The following is a 15425-nucleotide window of genomic DNA, read 5'->3' as shown; positions in this document are numbered from 1 at the left end:
ATGGACGTGAAGGGCCTCTTCGACCAGGGCGTCTCCAAGGCGCGCGATGCCGTCTCGTCGATTGCCGTGGAGCAGCGCGGCTTCGTGCGCTCCCTCGCGCGGATGTGCGACGACGGCTGGGCGCGCGGCTGGCATGAGCGCAACGGCGGCAACGCCTCCTACCGCCTGACGGCCGAGGAGATCCAGGCGTGTCGTCCCTACTTCGCCGAGAGCCCGCGTCCCTGGGAGCCGCTCGAGGCCGCGGTGCCGAGCATGGCGGGGGAGTGCCTGCTGGTGACGGCGGCGGGCTCGTACTTCCGCAACGTGAAGGACGCTCCGGCCCGCGCGCTCGGCATCATCGAGGTGGATCTGGGCGGCGCGTTCTGGCGTCCCGTCTGGGGCTTCGAGGGCGATGGCCGCCCGACGAGCGAGCTGGCGGCGCATGTCATCCTGCACGGCGTGCGTAAGGAGGCCACGGACGGCGCGTGCCGCGTGGTGTACCACTGCCATCCCGTGCCGGTGATCGCGCTCACCTTCGCGCTGCCACCGGACGCCCGCGTCATCACTCGCGCGCTGTGGCAGACGATGACCGAGTGCCTCATGGTGTTTCCCGAGGGCGTGGGCGCCGTGCCCACGGCCGTGCCCGGCTCGCGCGAGCTGGCCGACCTCACGGCTGCGGCGGCGCGCGACCACGCGGCCGTCATCTGGGCGCACCACGGCCTGCTCGCCACCGGCGCCACGTGCGACGAGGCCTTCGGCCTGGCAGACGTGGTGGTGAAGGCGGCGGCCATCTACCGCGAGGCCCGCCTGCTCTGCGGCGGCGCCGAGCTGGCCTACCCGCTGACTGACGACGATCTGCGGGCCATCGCGGCGGGTCTGGGGCTCGCGCCCAACCCGGCGTACCTGGCGTCTGCGGAGGAGGCGGCCGCGCCGGCGGCGCCGCAGCCGAGCGCCAGCGCTGACCAGGCGCCCGCGGGCGCTTCCGCCGCGCCGGGCGCTGCGCCCGATCCGGCGGGGGAGTGAGCGCCGTGGCGGTCACCTTCCACTTCGCGCGCCACGGCGAGACGCTGTTCAACGTCATGGGGAAGGTGCAGGGCTGGTGCGACACGCCGCTCACGGGCAACGGCCTGTATGCGGCCTACCGCCTGGGGCAGGGACTTGCGGACACCGACTTCATCTGGGCGTATTCCAGCGACAGCGGCCGCGCGCGCGAGACGCTTGCCGTCGCGCTCGAGGCGCGCGCCAACGAGCGGCGCCTGCGCGGCCTTGACGAGGGCGACCGGTCCATCCCCGTGTCGGCGGACGCGCGGCTGCGCGAGTGGTGCTACGGCTGGCTCGAGGGCGAGCTGGGCGAGAAGATGCGCCGCGCGCTCATCGACTGCTTCGGCCGCGACCTCTCGCGCGCCGAGCAGAACGAGCGCCTGCCCGAGATAGCGGACTACTTCGCGCGCGTCGACCCGACGGGCCGCGCCGAGGACTTCGCCGCCATCGAGGGGCGCCTGCGCGCATTCATCGCCGAGGCGGCGGCCCATGCTGAGGAGGCAGGCGGCGGCGACGTCCTCGTGGTCACCCACGCCTTTGTCATCCGCACGCTGGTCTACCTCTACGACCGCCCCCGCGTCAATGACCCCCTCAAGATAGAGAATGCCAGCCTCACCGAGCTGGTCTGGGAAGACGGTGCCATTCGCCTGGGGAGGATAGGCGACACGGCACATCTGGGGTAGCGCCCGGGCCGCGTCCTGCCTACGCGCCCCTCGCGCTACTTCCGCGGCTTCCTCACCATGGCGCGCTCGGTGATGGCGAAGTCAGGGCTCTCGAAGATGTGGCACACCTCAAAGCCCACGTGCTCGTAGAGCGCCTGGAGCGAGTCGGAGTAGGTCTCCAGGTAGCAGGGGATCCCGTGCTCGTCCGCATAGTCGAAGAACGGCGTCATGAGCTTGCGGAAGCGCCCCGTGCCGCGCTTGGTCGCATCAACTGCCAGCATGACGAAGTGGATGAAGTCGCCTTCCTTCTGCTCGCGCTCCTCCCAGTCGAAGACGGAGATGGGGGCCATGCGCTCCAGCTGCACGGCGAGGGCGGCGGCCTCCTCCTCGGAGAGGACCTCCTCCATCAGGATGCGGTCGGCCTTCTCCTCCAGGTGGGCCCACGTGAGGCCCTCCAGGTCGCTCTTGAGGTAGGCGACGGCCAGCGCAGAGGCGTCCTCCAGGCAGTAGACGGCCTGGTAGGGTGCGCCCACGACGATGTCGTTCATGATGATGGCGCGCGAGAGGAAGCGCTCCCGGTCGGCGCCGCGCGAGCCGGCGGGCAGGGCGCTCAGCAGCTCGACGGTCCACAGCTCCTCGAGGAAGGCATCGCCTCCCATCTCGGCCAGCCTGACGGCCAGCTCCTCGTTGGCGGGGTCGACGGTGACGAGTCCGGGCAGCTCCATGGCGTATCCTCTCAGCTTGGGCTTGGCGGGCACAGGGGCGCCTGCCGGGTGTTCTGCCAGATAATTGTACCCCTTCGTCATCATCGTCATCTTACGGGAGTACGTCAGTTGGTGTATCTCCGTGACGTGGGGATGACGTTTCCCCTGCGAATGTCGCGACGTTTTCGCACGGGTGATAAGGTGAGCGCGTTGCTGCGGGATTCACCTGGAAGCGGCCGCCTCCCTCCAACCTGACGGCCCTTCGCCAGACGCAGGCGCGCCCGCCGCCCCTTTACAAGGAACATGCAGTCAGACCCGATCAAGGAGCGAACTATGACTGAGAACAACAGCATGCCTCCGGTGCCGGGCCCCATGGGGCAGCCCGGGGCCGAGGGCCAGCCGGCGCAGACGACGCCGATGCCTGCCGCCCAGACCGCGCCCGTCCACGAGCCGCAGCATGCCGCCGCGGGCGTGCCCTACGCCACGGCTGGGCATGCGCCCATGCCGCCAGTGCCGGAGCAGAAGCGCAGCTCGGGCGCTAAGACCTTCCTCGTTGCCTTCGCTGGCGCGCTCGTGGCGTGCGTGCTGGCCTTCGGCGTGATGGGCGCGGTGAATGCCGTGACCAACGGCGCGTCTGGCGGTACCGTCGAGCCTTCCGCCACCGTGAACAACCAGCAGGGAACGAGCATCACCGTGAACGGCGAGGATGCCACGCTTCCCGAGGTCGTCTCGGCCAAGTGCCTGCCCTCCGTGGCGGCCATCGACGTGTACGCGCGCCAGACCGCCGGCGGCTACGGCAACAGGTACGGCTATGGCTGGGGCGGCGGCCAGCAGGGGCAGCAGGGCGGCGAGCTCGCTGCCACGTCGCTCGGCAGCGGCGTCGTGCTGACCGAAGACGGCTACATCATCACCAACAACCACGTGGTCGAGGGCGGCGAGGCCTACGAGGTCACCGTCGAGGGCACCACCTACGAGGCTGAGCTCGTCGGCGCTGACCCCAGCTCTGACGTGGCTGTGCTCAAGTGCAAGGATGCGAGCGGCCTCACCCCGATGGAGCTCGGCGACTCCGACGACCTGGTCATCGGCGAGTGGGTCATGACGCTCGGCAGCCCCTTCGGCCTGGAGCAGTCCGTGGCCACGGGCATCGTGTCGGCTACCAGCCGCTCCCAGATCATGGACTCCTCCGATCAGCAGGGCATGGCCGGCGGCCAGAGCACCATCTACCCCAACATGATCCAGACCGACGCGGCCATCAACCCCGGTAACTCCGGCGGCGCCATGGTGGATGCCGAGGGCAAGCTCATCGGCATCAACACGCTCATCACCTCCTACTCCGGCAACTACTCCGGCGTCGGCTTCGCCATCCCCGTGAACTACGCGGTGAACCTGGCGAACCAGATCATCGACGGCCAGACGCCCACCCACGCGCAGCTTGGCGTGTCGCTGATCAACGTCACCCCGCAGATGGCCCAGCGCTACGGCCTGGCCGTTGACGAGGGCGCCTACATCGCCGCGGTGAGCCCCGACTCCGGCGCCGCTGCCGCGGGCCTGCAGGAGGGCGACATCGTGACCGCCTTCGACGGCCAGGCCGTGGAGGGCGCGAGCGACCTCATGCTCGACGTGCGCGGCAAGCAGCCGGGCGACACGGTGACGCTCACCATCGACCGCGACGGCCAGAGCCAGGACGTCCAGGTGGTTCTCGGCGACGACGCTGCCAGCCAGCAGCAACAGCAGCAGATGCCGAGCCGCCAGCAACGCTACAGCTACGGCTACGGCCAGCTGGATAACGCCGCCTAGCGCGATTCACCCCGACGCCCAGCGCGACAAGCGCCCTGCGTCCCACGGGCTCCTCGAATGAGGGGCCCGTTTTCGTTGGGCTGTGATGCTAGCGTGGGGGAAGCTCGTAGCGCCTGTTCCTTGTCTCGCCGTGGGCGATAATGGCTCCTTCGGCAGCCAGTCGGTTCAGGTGGCTGCTGGCCGTTCGCTTGGTAACGCCGGCGACCTCGGCAACATGAGCGACGGTGACGGGCCCCTCTTGGACGAGTTCCATGATGAGTGCGGGGACGCTCTTCGCCGATCCAGCCTTTTGCGGGGGCCCCTGCGCCGTTTCGCCGTTTGCCCGCTTGGGGACGTGCGCACGAAAGACGTCTCCCTCTTGAAGAACCGGGTCTGCGCCTAAGTAGTGCTTGGAGTACTTGAAGAGGTTGCGCGTGCCGCTGCCGAGCTCATCGGCAGATGACGTCGCGCAGGCTTATGTGCGAGTCGACTTCCAAGAAGAAGGGGTGGGGCATTTCCTGAATCACTTCCTGAGTCACTTCCTGAACCATTTCCTGAATCATGCGTCTGTTGTCGGCTTTCCTTCCCGCTTGCCGAGGAATCGCGCCGGGGTTTCTGTGGAGTTGTACGGATAATCCGTCAGTGGTGATCGTCCGGTATTGCACGGGAGGGGGTGTGCTACTATATTCGACTGAACTACAACGCGTCGTTGCAGCAGGTGAGGACGCGTTCCGACGATGAAACGAGGATAGGCCTGACGTGAGCCAGCCGACGCTGACATACATCGCAGAAACTCGCGGGGGGGGGGCAGCCGCTTCAAGGTAGCCCTGGCAGCCTCCGCGTAGACCCTGCTGCGGCACGTTCGGCCGACGCTCGCGCCGCACGGGCCCGCACCCGTCGGTGCGTTCGTCCCGCTTCATCCGTTTTCCCTGATCGAAAGCTGAATATTCCCGTGCATGCGCCCGTGGCGCGCTTCGTGGTGCAGGTCGTTCCGTCCCGTGAGGACGCGGCGGCCCGTCGCGTCGCGGCCCTCGGCGGCGATGCCGTGCAGGCGTGCTTCCCGCTGCGTCGCCAGATGCTGCGGAAGAAGGCCGGCGCTTGGAGCTACGCGCTCGAGCCGCTGTTCCCGGGCTATCTCTTCCTCGCGTCCGACGATCCGGAGGCCGTCGACCAGGCGCTGCGTCGCTCCACCCAGCCCGATCTGGTGCTGGGCGCCGATGGCCGTCTGGCTACGCTCTCTGATGCGGAGGCTGCCCTCGTGCGCGCTCTCGCGGATGCGGAAGGCGTGGTGCGCTCGTCCCGTGGGCGCATCGTGGAGGGCGACCTGGTGGTGGAGTCCGGCCCGCTCGTCGGGCTGGAGAGGCTCGTGCGCCGCGTCGACCGCCACCATCGCGCGGCTTGGCTCGACCCGTCTTGCGCGGCCGAGGTGCTGCTGGGCGTCGATCCGTCTCGTGTCGCTGCCTCCGTGCTTCCCGCCGCCTCCCACGGCATCAAGGTGGGCTTGGAGGTGGTCTCCAAGAGTTGACGAACCGTAGGAGCCCTCTGCAGCTTGTTGCGGAGAGCCCGAGCGAGCGGCGCGCCGGCCCCGATCCAGCGCGCATTTCGCTCGATCTCTCCGCAGGAAACTGCACCGATATCCCGTTGTGTAAAGCGAGGCCGCGTTCGGCAGTCGTACAAGCGCGGGAGGGGAAGAGCGATTGTCGCGGAAGGGGCCGAGGCCCCTGATGGCGAAGCCGTGTGGCGCCGAGGGGCGGCGCGTGGCGAAGCCGTGCCGCGGCGGCCGAGCGCGGGCCGAGGGGTCTGGCGGCGAGGCTATGTCGGAAGGGAGGCGCCATGTGGTACGTGGTGCAGGTGGCGACCGGTCGCGAGCAGGCGGCCTGTGACCTCATCGGCGAGCGCGTGGACGGCGCCCTTCTGAAGGAGTGCTTCGTGCCGCGCCGCACGGTGGCCTTCAAGGAGGCCGACGGGTGGAAGACGATGGAGGAGCCCCTGTTCCCGGGCTACGTCATCGTGGATTCCGAGCAGCCCAAGCGGCTGCGGGCGGCGCTCGATCGGCTGCCCGACTTCGCGCGGCTCCTCGATGTGGACGGCGCGTTCCTGCCGCTCGACGACGAGGAGGTGGCTTGGATCGACGCCTTCACCCGGCGCGGCCACCGTGTGGTGGATATGTCGCGGGCTGTGGTGGAAGGTGGGGTAGTCCGCATCACCAGCGGGCCTTTGGTGGGCAAGGAGGCCCAGGTCAAACGCATTAACCGCCGCAAGCGAACCGCCGTGCTGGCGCTGCGCATACTCGGCCGTGACGTCGAGGTGCCCGTGGGCCTGGAGATAGTCCGCAAGCAACGCTGATCCCCAAAGAGAAGCACGACCGCCCCCGCCGGGGCGCCCGAAGAACAAGAACCATAGAAGCATTGGCTGACAACGAGATAGACTACCGCGAGGACGATGAGCCGTCGGTCCGCAGGCGCGTGCAGCGGCTGGCGGACGAGTCGCGCGCCGGCGGCCGCCGGGCTGCGGACTCCTCGGAGGCGTCTGCCCCCGCCCCCGCCCGCCCCCGCCGGCGCATGCAGTCGAGCCCCTCGCAGTCCGGCGCGATGCTGCTCACCTTCGACGACCTGACCGAGTTCGTGGAGGAGGAGCGCGCCGAGGCCGCCGGCGGGGCCAACAACCCGCGCCTGCGCGCCCGCGCCGCCGGGGCCGCGCCCTCCGTGCCGCCGCGCGCCCGCCGCTACGCGGTGCGCGAGCTCGCCGGCTACGAGGCCCCCGACGCCCCCGACCCGGCGGTGGCCGACGCCGCCGAGCGGCTGGCGCATGGCCGGTTGGCCTACCGGGCGGCCAAGCGCGCCTTCGACGCGGCCTTCAGCGCGCTGGTGCTGGTCGCGTTCAGCTGGCTCTACCTGCTCATCGCCGTCGCCGTCAAGCTCGACGACCCCTCCGGCCCGGTGCTCTTCCGCCAGAGGCGGGTGGGGCGGCACGGCCGCGAGTTCACCATGTACAAGTTCCGCTCCATGCGCCCCGACGCCGAGGAGCGCCTGGAGTCGCTGCGCGCCATGAACGAGAAGACGGGGCCGGTCTTCAAGATGCGCGAGGACCCGCGGGTGACGCGCGTGGGCCGCGTGATAAGGAAGCTCTCCCTCGACGAGCTGCCCCAGTTCGCGAACGTCCTCAAGGGCGACCTGTCGGTGGTGGGCCCGCGCCCGGCCATCCCCTCGGAGGTGGCCGCCTACACCCCGCGCCAGCGCCAGCGGCTGCTCGTGAAGCAGGGCCTCACCTGCTACTGGCAGACCCGCATGAACCGCGACGACCTCACCTTCGACGAGTGGGTCGACCTCGACCTGCTCTACATCGAGAAGTGCGGGATGTGGGCCGACTTCAAGCTGATAGTCCAGACCGTGGGCGTGGTCCTGACCGCGCAGGGGAGGTAGCGGCATGCGCATGAACGCATTTGCTGACACACAGGTCTCTAAAGTGAGTATTAGCTGTTTCGCTAAGAAAGGGCTTGGGCAGTGAGTCGGCCTATCCGCGTTGCTCAGATTGTGGGCAAAATGGTTGGCGGTGGTGTTGAGGCCGCCGTCATGAACTATTATCGATATATTGACCGCGCGAAGATCCAGTTCGACTTCCTCGTGGATGCTGACTCGAAGTTTGTTCCGAAGGATGAGATTGAGGCGTTGGGCGGACGCGTGCTGATGGTTCCCCCATATCAACATGCTGCAGCATACCATCGCAAGCTTGAACAGCTGTTTCGTGAACAGAAGTGGCGAATCGTCCATTCGCACATAAATGCACTCTCGGTATTTCCGTTGCATGCCGCCAAAGAAGCTGGCGTCCCCGTCCGCATTGCGCACAGTCATAGCACGTCGGGTAAAGGCGAATATGCTAAGAACGCAATAAAGACTTTGCTTAAAAAACTTTCTAATATATACCCTACTCATCGATTCGCCTGCAGCGAGATCGCAGGTGAATGGCTATTCGGAACTGGTTCGAAATTCGAAGTCGTTCGTAATGCTATAGAGCTCGATAATTTTGTATTTGATGACACAATTCGAAGGAACACACGGAGACAGCTTTGCATCCCTGACGATACGTTTGTTGTCGGCCATGTGGGACGTTTCGTGCCTCAAAAGAATCACGATTTTCTTCTTGCGGCCTTCGAATCTCTCTGTCAAAAACGACCAAATTCAATCCTTTTGCTCGCTGGAGAGGGGGAGCTTAGAGCGCAGATTGAGGAAAAAGCCAGAGGACTGAGCCTTGGGAATCGTGTTCGATTCCTGGGGCAGAGAGATGATGTTGCAAGTCTCTATCAAGCTTTTGACGTATTCGCGTTGCCAAGTCTCTACGAGGGTCTTGGCATCGTTGGCGTCGAGGCGCAACGAGCGGGCCTTCCTTGCGTCTTCGCTAACACTATTACCAAAGAGGTTTCTTTGACCAGCAAGGCATGCTTTCTCCCTCTCGGCGATGCTCAGACGTGGGCCGAGGCATTAAGTTCTGACACCACATCTCGTGATGTGGATCCTAGCGCTTTTAGTGAGTACGACATTATCACCGCAGCTAAAGGACTCGAGGAGAAATACATCAGCCTTATCGAGGGGCTCAGATGCTGAAAAGGACTCTCGTGCGATTAAGAAAACTCCGTACGTGCATCTGGCACAAGCATGCGTGCAGGATATTGTTCGACTGCGTCGCGATCTCGAAAACCAGACAGGGCACGCTAACATCTTGCACGGGCGGAATATGATGGTGCTGGGTAATCCTTTAGTGAGTGTCATTGTGCCTGCATACAATACGGCTTCGGTTTTGCTTGAGTGTGTGGAGAGCATTCTAGGTCAAACTTACCCTCGGATTGAAGTTATTGTGGTCGATGATGGATCGACAGATGGAACTGCAGGGCTGTGCGAGTCGCTTGTTGCACGGGATCAAAGAATAAAAGTGTTTCATGGCAAGAATAGGGGTCAGGCATTTGCTCGGAATTTGGGAGTAAAGAAATCAAAAGGTGAATACATAGCATTTGTGGATAGCGATGATGTTGTGGCGCCGATTTTCATTGAGGCGCTGATGGAGGCAATAAAAGAAAATGGTACTCAAATTGCCACACTTCCTTTTGGCAGAAGATTCGAGACCAAGCGCCCGGATCTTATAGAGTGCATGGAGCTGTGTCCGAAAGCTACTGTCATGTCGGAGCTTGAGATTCAAAAAAGTCTTCTTTACCAGGCTATGGACACAGGGCCGGTATGGCGTATATGCAAGCGAGAAATCGTAGAGAGATGCCCGTTTCCCGAGGGGCTTGTCTATGAAGACTTGGGAGCAGTGTATAAGATGTACCAAGGAGCAGGAGCGGTTGCGGTCGTCGATACGTTCGATCTCTATGCCTATAGAGATCGAAGAGAGAGCACTATTAATTCTGAGTATACGCAGAGAAAATCTAAGTCAGCGATAGAGATATCGCGACGTTTGTACAAAGACATTATCGAGGCTTATCCAAGTTTGTCCTGCGCTGCCTCATCAAGGTGTTTTAGCGTTAATAGGATGGTATACGCGCAAATTCCCTATGCAAACAAGACGGATCGCTTAGCTGTTTGGAACGAGCTTGCAAAGTATAATCAAGTCGTTCTCAAAGATCTCGAGGCGAGAAAGCGAGAGCGATTCGCTGCGCTCCTGTCCATAATGGGAGAGCGCATATTCTTTGTTGCTTGCTATATTGCACGAAAGCTAAAGCTCCTCAGATAGCATAGAGCATGATTTACCCGATTCTCTTCCTCTTGTGTACTTTAGTGTTTTTTCTTTCTTCGCGCACGAAAGGGGCGCTACGTGCCCTGCTTGTCGGCACGGGATTGTTTCTCCCGTGTTTTATTGCAGCAGTTAGGGACCGAACTGTTGGTACGGACGTCATGGTCTATGGCTGGTGGACCTTTCGAGATGCGCAGATGCTTGGCCTCAAAGATTTCATTGATGAATACGAGGGAGTGTCGGGAATTGGGTTTAATCTACTTTCTTGGATCGTTTCAAACTCAACGCATTCATTCGAAGTGTACTTATTCACTCTTCAAGCCCTTACGATCGTCCCGTTCTTTCTCTCCCTGAGGTTTTTTAGAGTAGAGCGACTGTGGTTTGGTATGTTGATCTACTTTCTCGTGTTTTACCTAAACTCACTTAACCTCATGAAGCAAATGATCGCAGTGAGCATCTGCTTGTACTCAGTCCGATTTGCTTTTGACAAGCGCCCTCTGCCTTTTTTCTTGCTAACAGTTGTTGCGATGTCTTTTCACCAAACAGCAATAGTGAATGTATTGGTTTACGTTGTAGTCAGATGCGTGATGAATGCCGGAGATAGGCGCCCTTTTCTTTGCAGAGAGCAGATCAAGATTCTAGCGGTATTCGTCGGTATTGCCTTCGTTTTCATATTGTCTTTTGGTCGAGATATTGTTGCTGCCCTCGCTTTTCTTAAAGAGTCGTATGCGTATCAAGCAAATGCCTCTAGTGCCACTGTGGGTACTATCGCGTATGTCCTCATGTTGGATATCCTCATCCCATTTTTTGTTCTTAGCTTTGGAAAGTCAAAGGAAAAAGCAAAAAAAAGCCAGGGATATGAGGGTAGGGGCATCTTTCTGTCCCTAGGCTTGCTGTCCCTTTTTGGCGTAATGGGATTGATGCTAAACGCTGTTGCGGAAAGTCTCGCGAGGTTTTCATTCTATGGCATGAGTTTCATTCCAAATTACTTTGCAGCAGCAGAGGAATATGGAGTGGTTGGCAAAAGGTATCGCATGCTTCAACTCTGTTTGTTCTCCTACTTTTTCGTTTCACAGTTTGTTATCAACGGAGGAGCAGGGGCGTATCCGTACTCTTCGCTACTTTTGGGAGTTTGATCTAAGTGGATGAAAAGATACTTACTATTCTAGTTCCAGCTTATAACTTGGCTCATAGTTTAGAAAAAACTGTCAAAAGCATTCTAAGGGCCGCTCATAAGGAAAAAATAGAGTTGCTAATAGTCGATGACGGGTCGACGGATGAAACATTTTATATCGCAACACAGATGGCGAAAGAAAATCCTAGTATAGTTAGATGCTTTCGAAAAGATAATGGCCATTATGGATCAGTTTTGAATTATGCAATAAAAAAAGCCGCAGGAACGTATTTCAAAATCATAGATGGAGGAGATTCGGTAGATAGCCAAGGTCTTGATAGGTTGATCCTGTTCCTCTTGGATGCCCAAGGCTATGACATGATAGTTACTTGCTATGAGATTTGCTTTATAAAAAAGAACAGGTCGAGCAAAGTAGAGCCATGTCTTCCGGAAAAGACAAGCTACAGTTTCTCAGACCTAATGAAGTCTCCTTATTCTATGCATATGCTAACTTTTAAGACAAGCATATTGGCAAATATGCGCAGAGAAATGCTGGAAGGCGTTCCTTACACAGATGTCGAGTACATGCTGTATCCGACTCCCTTTGTAAATGCCATAGGTTATTGTCCGACTGTGGTTTATCGCTACGAGTTGGGGGTAGATGACCAAACAATGGATTGGACTAAATTCGGCTCCAATCTCGAAGCGCATTGGAAGGTTATGTCACGACTAGCGAGTTGGAGCAAGGAGCAGCTGGGAGGCTTAGAGGAAGAGAAAATACGGTATATCGCAAAGCGGATTGGCGAAATGGCTTGCTCGCATATTGACTACTGTCTTTTCTGCGGAAATCACGAGGAATCAGAATTGCGAATTCAGCAACTTCTAAAGCTTGTTAAAGATAATCAGTTAATTTCTGACTACTTTAATTCCTTTCCTGCTCGATACGTGTCGCTGCTCGACGGGAGAAGGCTAACGCTGCTAAAAATTATTAAAATGGCAAAGTATCGCTATAGAATTGGATAGCGGGCACCGTGGAAGCAAAATATACATTCTCAATTGTGGTTCCTGTGTACCGGATTCCCGAACAGCTTTTGCATCGGTGTCTCACCTCGCTTGCTAAGCAGAGTTGCAAAAACGCTGAGTTTATTATTGTTGATGATGGGTCTCCTGACAATTGCGGTGTCATATGCGATGAGTTTGCTGAAAAAGACAAGCGATTCCGCGTATTCCACTGCGAAAACAGAGGCGTGTCCTCAGCAAGAAACTTCGGGATAGAGAAATCGACGGGCACCTGGCTCCTTTTTGTCGATGCTGATGATTACGTGTCGTCTGATTTGCTGAGCTTTTTAGAGGAGTATTTAAGTCAACATAATAACCAGGTGACCTTTTTTCAATTTAGGGATGTCGATGAGCAAGGCGATCTTTTAAAGAAAGAAACGCTAATCAGCAATGAGGAATGTCCAGATTCGTTGACAATAGCGGCTGCTATTGCAAGTGCAGAGTCTGAAGGGGCAAGGGTAGCGACTGAGGGCATTAGCTACGGAACACCATGGGGAAAGGTGTTTAATCGAGATTTCATTCGAAGCTCGAGGGCGTCGTTTCCAATTGGCGTGAAAAAGAAGCAGGATGCCGCTTTTATGCTAGAGGTACTTTCGGGTCATCCCTCCTTAGGCATTTGTGATCGAGTGGGTTATTTTTACACCCATAACGAAAACTCTATTTGCAGAGCATATCGGCCAGACGGAGTTTTTGTATTGGATGAGGCTGCTTTTGCTATAAAAGAAAGTATTAGGCATTTTTATTCCGAGAAAGAGCGTGAATACTTGTTGGAGTGCGCCAAACTCCTCGACTTAACGCTATTTTTCGAGGGTGTCGGTATAAGTCTTGCTCATAAGAGCTGCCCGTACGCTTATTCAAAAAGAATGAAACTGTTTCTAGATGAATGCGAGCGCCGATCGGAATTATTCCGCACCTGTGATCGCTCTTTAATAAAAAAGAGAACGACGAGACTGAAGCTTGCGCTATTGCAAATGGGAAAAAGAAGAACAGTGTTCTTTCTGATAACTTTAAGAAATACCGAGCAAAGGGACTAATGATGAGGAAACAAGAGTACAAGCATTACCTGAAAGCTGATGCGCTCTCTTGCGGATTAACAATTAAAGAGGCTCGATATCTTCGTGCAAAAGGACTGATTGTGCCCAATACGTGGCGGTTTCAGATTTTGCTAAGAAAATCAGAGCTTTCATTGAGAAGAAACTCTCCCTTTGACAAAGTTCTCCGTCCGATTAGGAATGTGATTCGAGATCGGTATGGAAGAAAACTTGGCTTCGAAATACCTCCTCTCGTATTTGGTCCAGGGTTGTGCTTATGCCATGGGGGGAGTGTGGTGATTAACTCGAATGTGAGATTTGGCTCCAATGCGAGAGTTCACGCAGGGGTAAATATAGGTGCATTTGGCAAGATCGACGAAGAGCAGCGCGCAAAAACCCCTTGTTTCGGAGATAACGTTTACGTAGGACCAGGTGCCAAGGTATTTGGCCCGATCTGCATCGGAGACAATGTTGCAATCGGCGCTGGCGCTGTGGTTTACAGGTCTGTTCCTTCGAATTGTACAGTAGTCGGAACTTCTATGAGGGTTATGGAGGGCAAGGGGTCGGCAGGCATGCTGAAGTGTGGCGATCAGACGAAATGCACGCCAGAATTTGCGGTCGAAAAGTCGATCAGTTCATCTGGGGCCCGGGGATAAGGCGGCTTTGAACACCGAAGAGAGAACTCTCGCTTCGAAGCTAGCTAAATTCGAGAGATGATCTTTCTTACGCCTTGGGGGCAAGAAGCAATTTGTTAGGAATTATATGAGTGCGAAGACATCAGGTCTTGGCGGCAGCACGCCCATGCTCGCGGGCAGAACGGGAAGCTTCGGTGTCACGCCCGTGAAGCCTCTTCGTTGCCCGCCGGAGCCCCTGGTGGTGGTCTTGGCGATCGTCACGCGCGGAATCGTTTCGCTGCATCTCCCCGCAGAGCTGGCATCAGCGCTCTTCTGTGAGCTCCTCCTGCTTGGTGCCGTGCTGCTCGAGGGGTTTAGTCTTACAGATCAGTTTTCCACCTGTGTGAGTTTATTCGCAGGCAGGAGCGTCACTTGATGGAGGAGAGAGAGTGAGAATAGCAGTAGCAGGTACTGGGTACGTCGGGCTTTCGTTGGCTGTGCTTCTGGCGCAGCGCAACGAGGTCGTGGCGGTGGATGTGGTGCCTTCCAAGGTGGAGGCGCTCGCGCGGTGGGAGAGCCCCATCGCCGACGTGGAGATAGAGGCCTGGCTCGCCGAGGCAGCCGCGGGGGAGCGGCCGCTTTCGCTCGCAGCCACGCTTGACGGCACGGCGGCCTATCGGGACGCCGAGATGGTCGTCATCGCCACGCCCACCAACTACGACCCCGACCGCAACTTCTTCGACACGCGCTACGTCGAGCAGGTGATCGAGCTGGTGCTCGAGGTGAACCCCTCCGCCGTCATGGTCGTCAAGTCGACGGTTCCCGTGGGCTATGCCGAGGAGCTCTCGGCGCGCTATCCTCAGGGACGCTTCCTGTTCAGCCCCGAGTTCCTGCGCGAGGGGCGTGCCCTCTACGATAACCTGCATCCCTCGCGCGTTATCGTGGGCGTGCCGCGCTCCTCGGCCTTCGCCGGCGAGCTCGAGGGGGCCGCGCGCGACTTCGCAACGCTACTCGTCGAGGGCGCCGACGCCGCCGAGCGCGATCGCGAGAACGAGGACGGCACTCGCGGGATACCCGTCCTCGTCATGGGCTCCACCGAGGCCGAGGCTGTTAAGCTCTTCGCCAACACCTACCTGGCGCTGCGGGTGTCGTTCTTCAACGAGCTGGACACCTACGCGGCCACGCGCGGGCTTGATGCCGCCGAGGTCATCCGCGGGGTGTGCCTGGAGCCGCGCATCGGGTCGCACTACAACAACCCCTCCTTCGGCTATGGCGGTTACTGCCTGCCCAAGGATACCAAGCAACTATTGGCCAACTTCGACCGCGTGCCCCAGAGCCTTATCCGTGCCATCGTCGAAGCCAATCGCACGCGCAAGGACTTCGTGGCCGACCAGGTGGTCGACCGCGTAATGTCGCTTGTCTACTCCGGCGTCGAGGCGCCCGTGGTGGGCGTGCACCGCCTCACCATGAAGAGCGGCTCGGACAACTTCCGCGCCAGCTCCATCCAGGGCATCATGCGCCGCGTGCGCGCCCGCGGGGTGCCTGTGGTGGTCTACGAGCCCACGCTCGACGCGCCCGACTTCTTCGGTGCCGAGGTCATCCGCGACCTGGGCGAGTTCAAGTCGCGCTGCGATCTCATCATCGCCAACCGCTGGGACGACGAGCTGGCCGACGTAGCCGCCAAGGTCTACACCCGCGACCTCTTCCGGAGGGACTAATTG

At 59.4% G+C, this 15425-nt stretch carries 14 protein-coding genes; 13 read left to right on the top strand and 1 reads right to left on the bottom strand.

Annotated elements, in window-relative coordinates; translation table 11 throughout:
- Complete coding sequence (gene rhaD, locus AC6I0Y_RS09910) at positions 1–1002, top strand: rhamnulose-1-phosphate aldolase (protein WP_497731481.1); 1002 nt, start codon at positions 1–3, stop codon at positions 1000–1002.
- Between the two features lie 5 nt (positions 1003–1007).
- The gene (locus AC6I0Y_RS09905; protein WP_497731477.1) at positions 1008–1703 is read left to right on the top strand and encodes a histidine phosphatase family protein; all 696 of its coding nucleotides are present in this window, start codon (positions 1008–1010) and stop codon (positions 1701–1703) included.
- A gap of 35 nt (positions 1704–1738) precedes the next feature.
- On the opposite strand, the gene AC6I0Y_RS09900 is transcribed toward AC6I0Y_RS09905, so the two are convergent.
- Positions 1739–2407, bottom strand: a complete 669-nt coding sequence (locus AC6I0Y_RS09900) for a GNAT family N-acetyltransferase (protein ID WP_497731475.1) — start codon at positions 2405–2407, stop codon at positions 1739–1741.
- A 312-nt stretch (positions 2408–2719) separates the two neighbouring features.
- On the opposite strand from AC6I0Y_RS09900, the gene AC6I0Y_RS09895 reads away from it, so the two are divergent.
- From AC6I0Y_RS09895 to AC6I0Y_RS09845, 11 genes are all read left to right on the top strand, one after another.
- Positions 2720–4183, top strand: coding sequence for a S1C family serine protease (locus tag AC6I0Y_RS09895; RefSeq protein ID WP_497731472.1), 1464 nt, complete (start codon positions 2720–2722; stop codon positions 4181–4183).
- A 943-nt stretch (positions 4184–5126) separates the two neighbouring features.
- Positions 5127–5687: a transcription termination/antitermination NusG family protein gene (locus AC6I0Y_RS09890; protein ID WP_160710234.1), complete on the top strand. Its 561-nt coding sequence runs from the start codon at positions 5127–5129 to the stop codon at positions 5685–5687.
- Between the two features lie 308 nt (positions 5688–5995).
- Positions 5996–6508, top strand: a complete 513-nt coding sequence (gene loaP, locus AC6I0Y_RS09885; RefSeq protein WP_497731469.1) for an antiterminator LoaP — start codon at positions 5996–5998, stop codon at positions 6506–6508.
- A gap of 62 nt (positions 6509–6570) precedes the next feature.
- A complete protein-coding gene (locus AC6I0Y_RS09880; RefSeq protein WP_497731466.1) occupies positions 6571–7584 on the top strand; it encodes a sugar transferase in 1014 nt (337 codons plus the stop codon).
- A gap of 120 nt (positions 7585–7704) precedes the next feature.
- On the top strand, positions 7705–8763 hold the full coding sequence (locus tag AC6I0Y_RS09875; protein ID WP_497733673.1) for a glycosyltransferase family 1 protein: 1059 nt from the start codon (positions 7705–7707) through the stop codon (positions 8761–8763).
- A 34-nt stretch (positions 8764–8797) separates the two neighbouring features.
- On the top strand, positions 8798–9886 hold the full coding sequence (locus tag AC6I0Y_RS09870; RefSeq protein WP_497731464.1) for a glycosyltransferase family 2 protein: 1089 nt from the start codon (positions 8798–8800) through the stop codon (positions 9884–9886).
- A gap of 8 nt (positions 9887–9894) precedes the next feature.
- Positions 9895–11022 carry an EpsG family protein gene (locus AC6I0Y_RS09865; RefSeq protein WP_497731461.1) on the top strand — a complete coding sequence of 376 codons (1128 nt, stop codon included), beginning with the start codon at positions 9895–9897 and terminating at the stop codon, positions 11020–11022.
- Between the two features lie 5 nt (positions 11023–11027).
- On the top strand, positions 11028–12023 hold the full coding sequence (locus AC6I0Y_RS09860; RefSeq protein WP_497731458.1) for a glycosyltransferase family A protein: 996 nt from the start codon (positions 11028–11030) through the stop codon (positions 12021–12023).
- 8 nt (positions 12024–12031) lie between these two features.
- Positions 12032–13093, top strand: coding sequence for a glycosyltransferase family 2 protein (locus AC6I0Y_RS09855; RefSeq protein WP_497731455.1), 1062 nt, complete (start codon positions 12032–12034; stop codon positions 13091–13093).
- Positions 13093–13746: a serine acetyltransferase gene (locus AC6I0Y_RS09850; RefSeq protein WP_497731452.1), complete on the top strand. Its 654-nt coding sequence runs from the start codon at positions 13093–13095 to the stop codon at positions 13744–13746. The genes AC6I0Y_RS09855 and AC6I0Y_RS09850 overlap by 1 nt, the downstream gene beginning before the upstream one ends.
- 407 nt (positions 13747–14153) lie before the next feature.
- Positions 14154–15422: a UDP binding domain-containing protein gene (locus AC6I0Y_RS09845; RefSeq protein ID WP_497731450.1), complete on the top strand. Its 1269-nt coding sequence runs from the start codon at positions 14154–14156 to the stop codon at positions 15420–15422.
- Positions 15423–15425: the final 3 nt, after the last annotated feature.

The organism is Adlercreutzia sp. St.1H8 (assembly GCF_059728655.1).
This window is presented reverse-complemented; position numbering and strand designations above follow the sequence as displayed.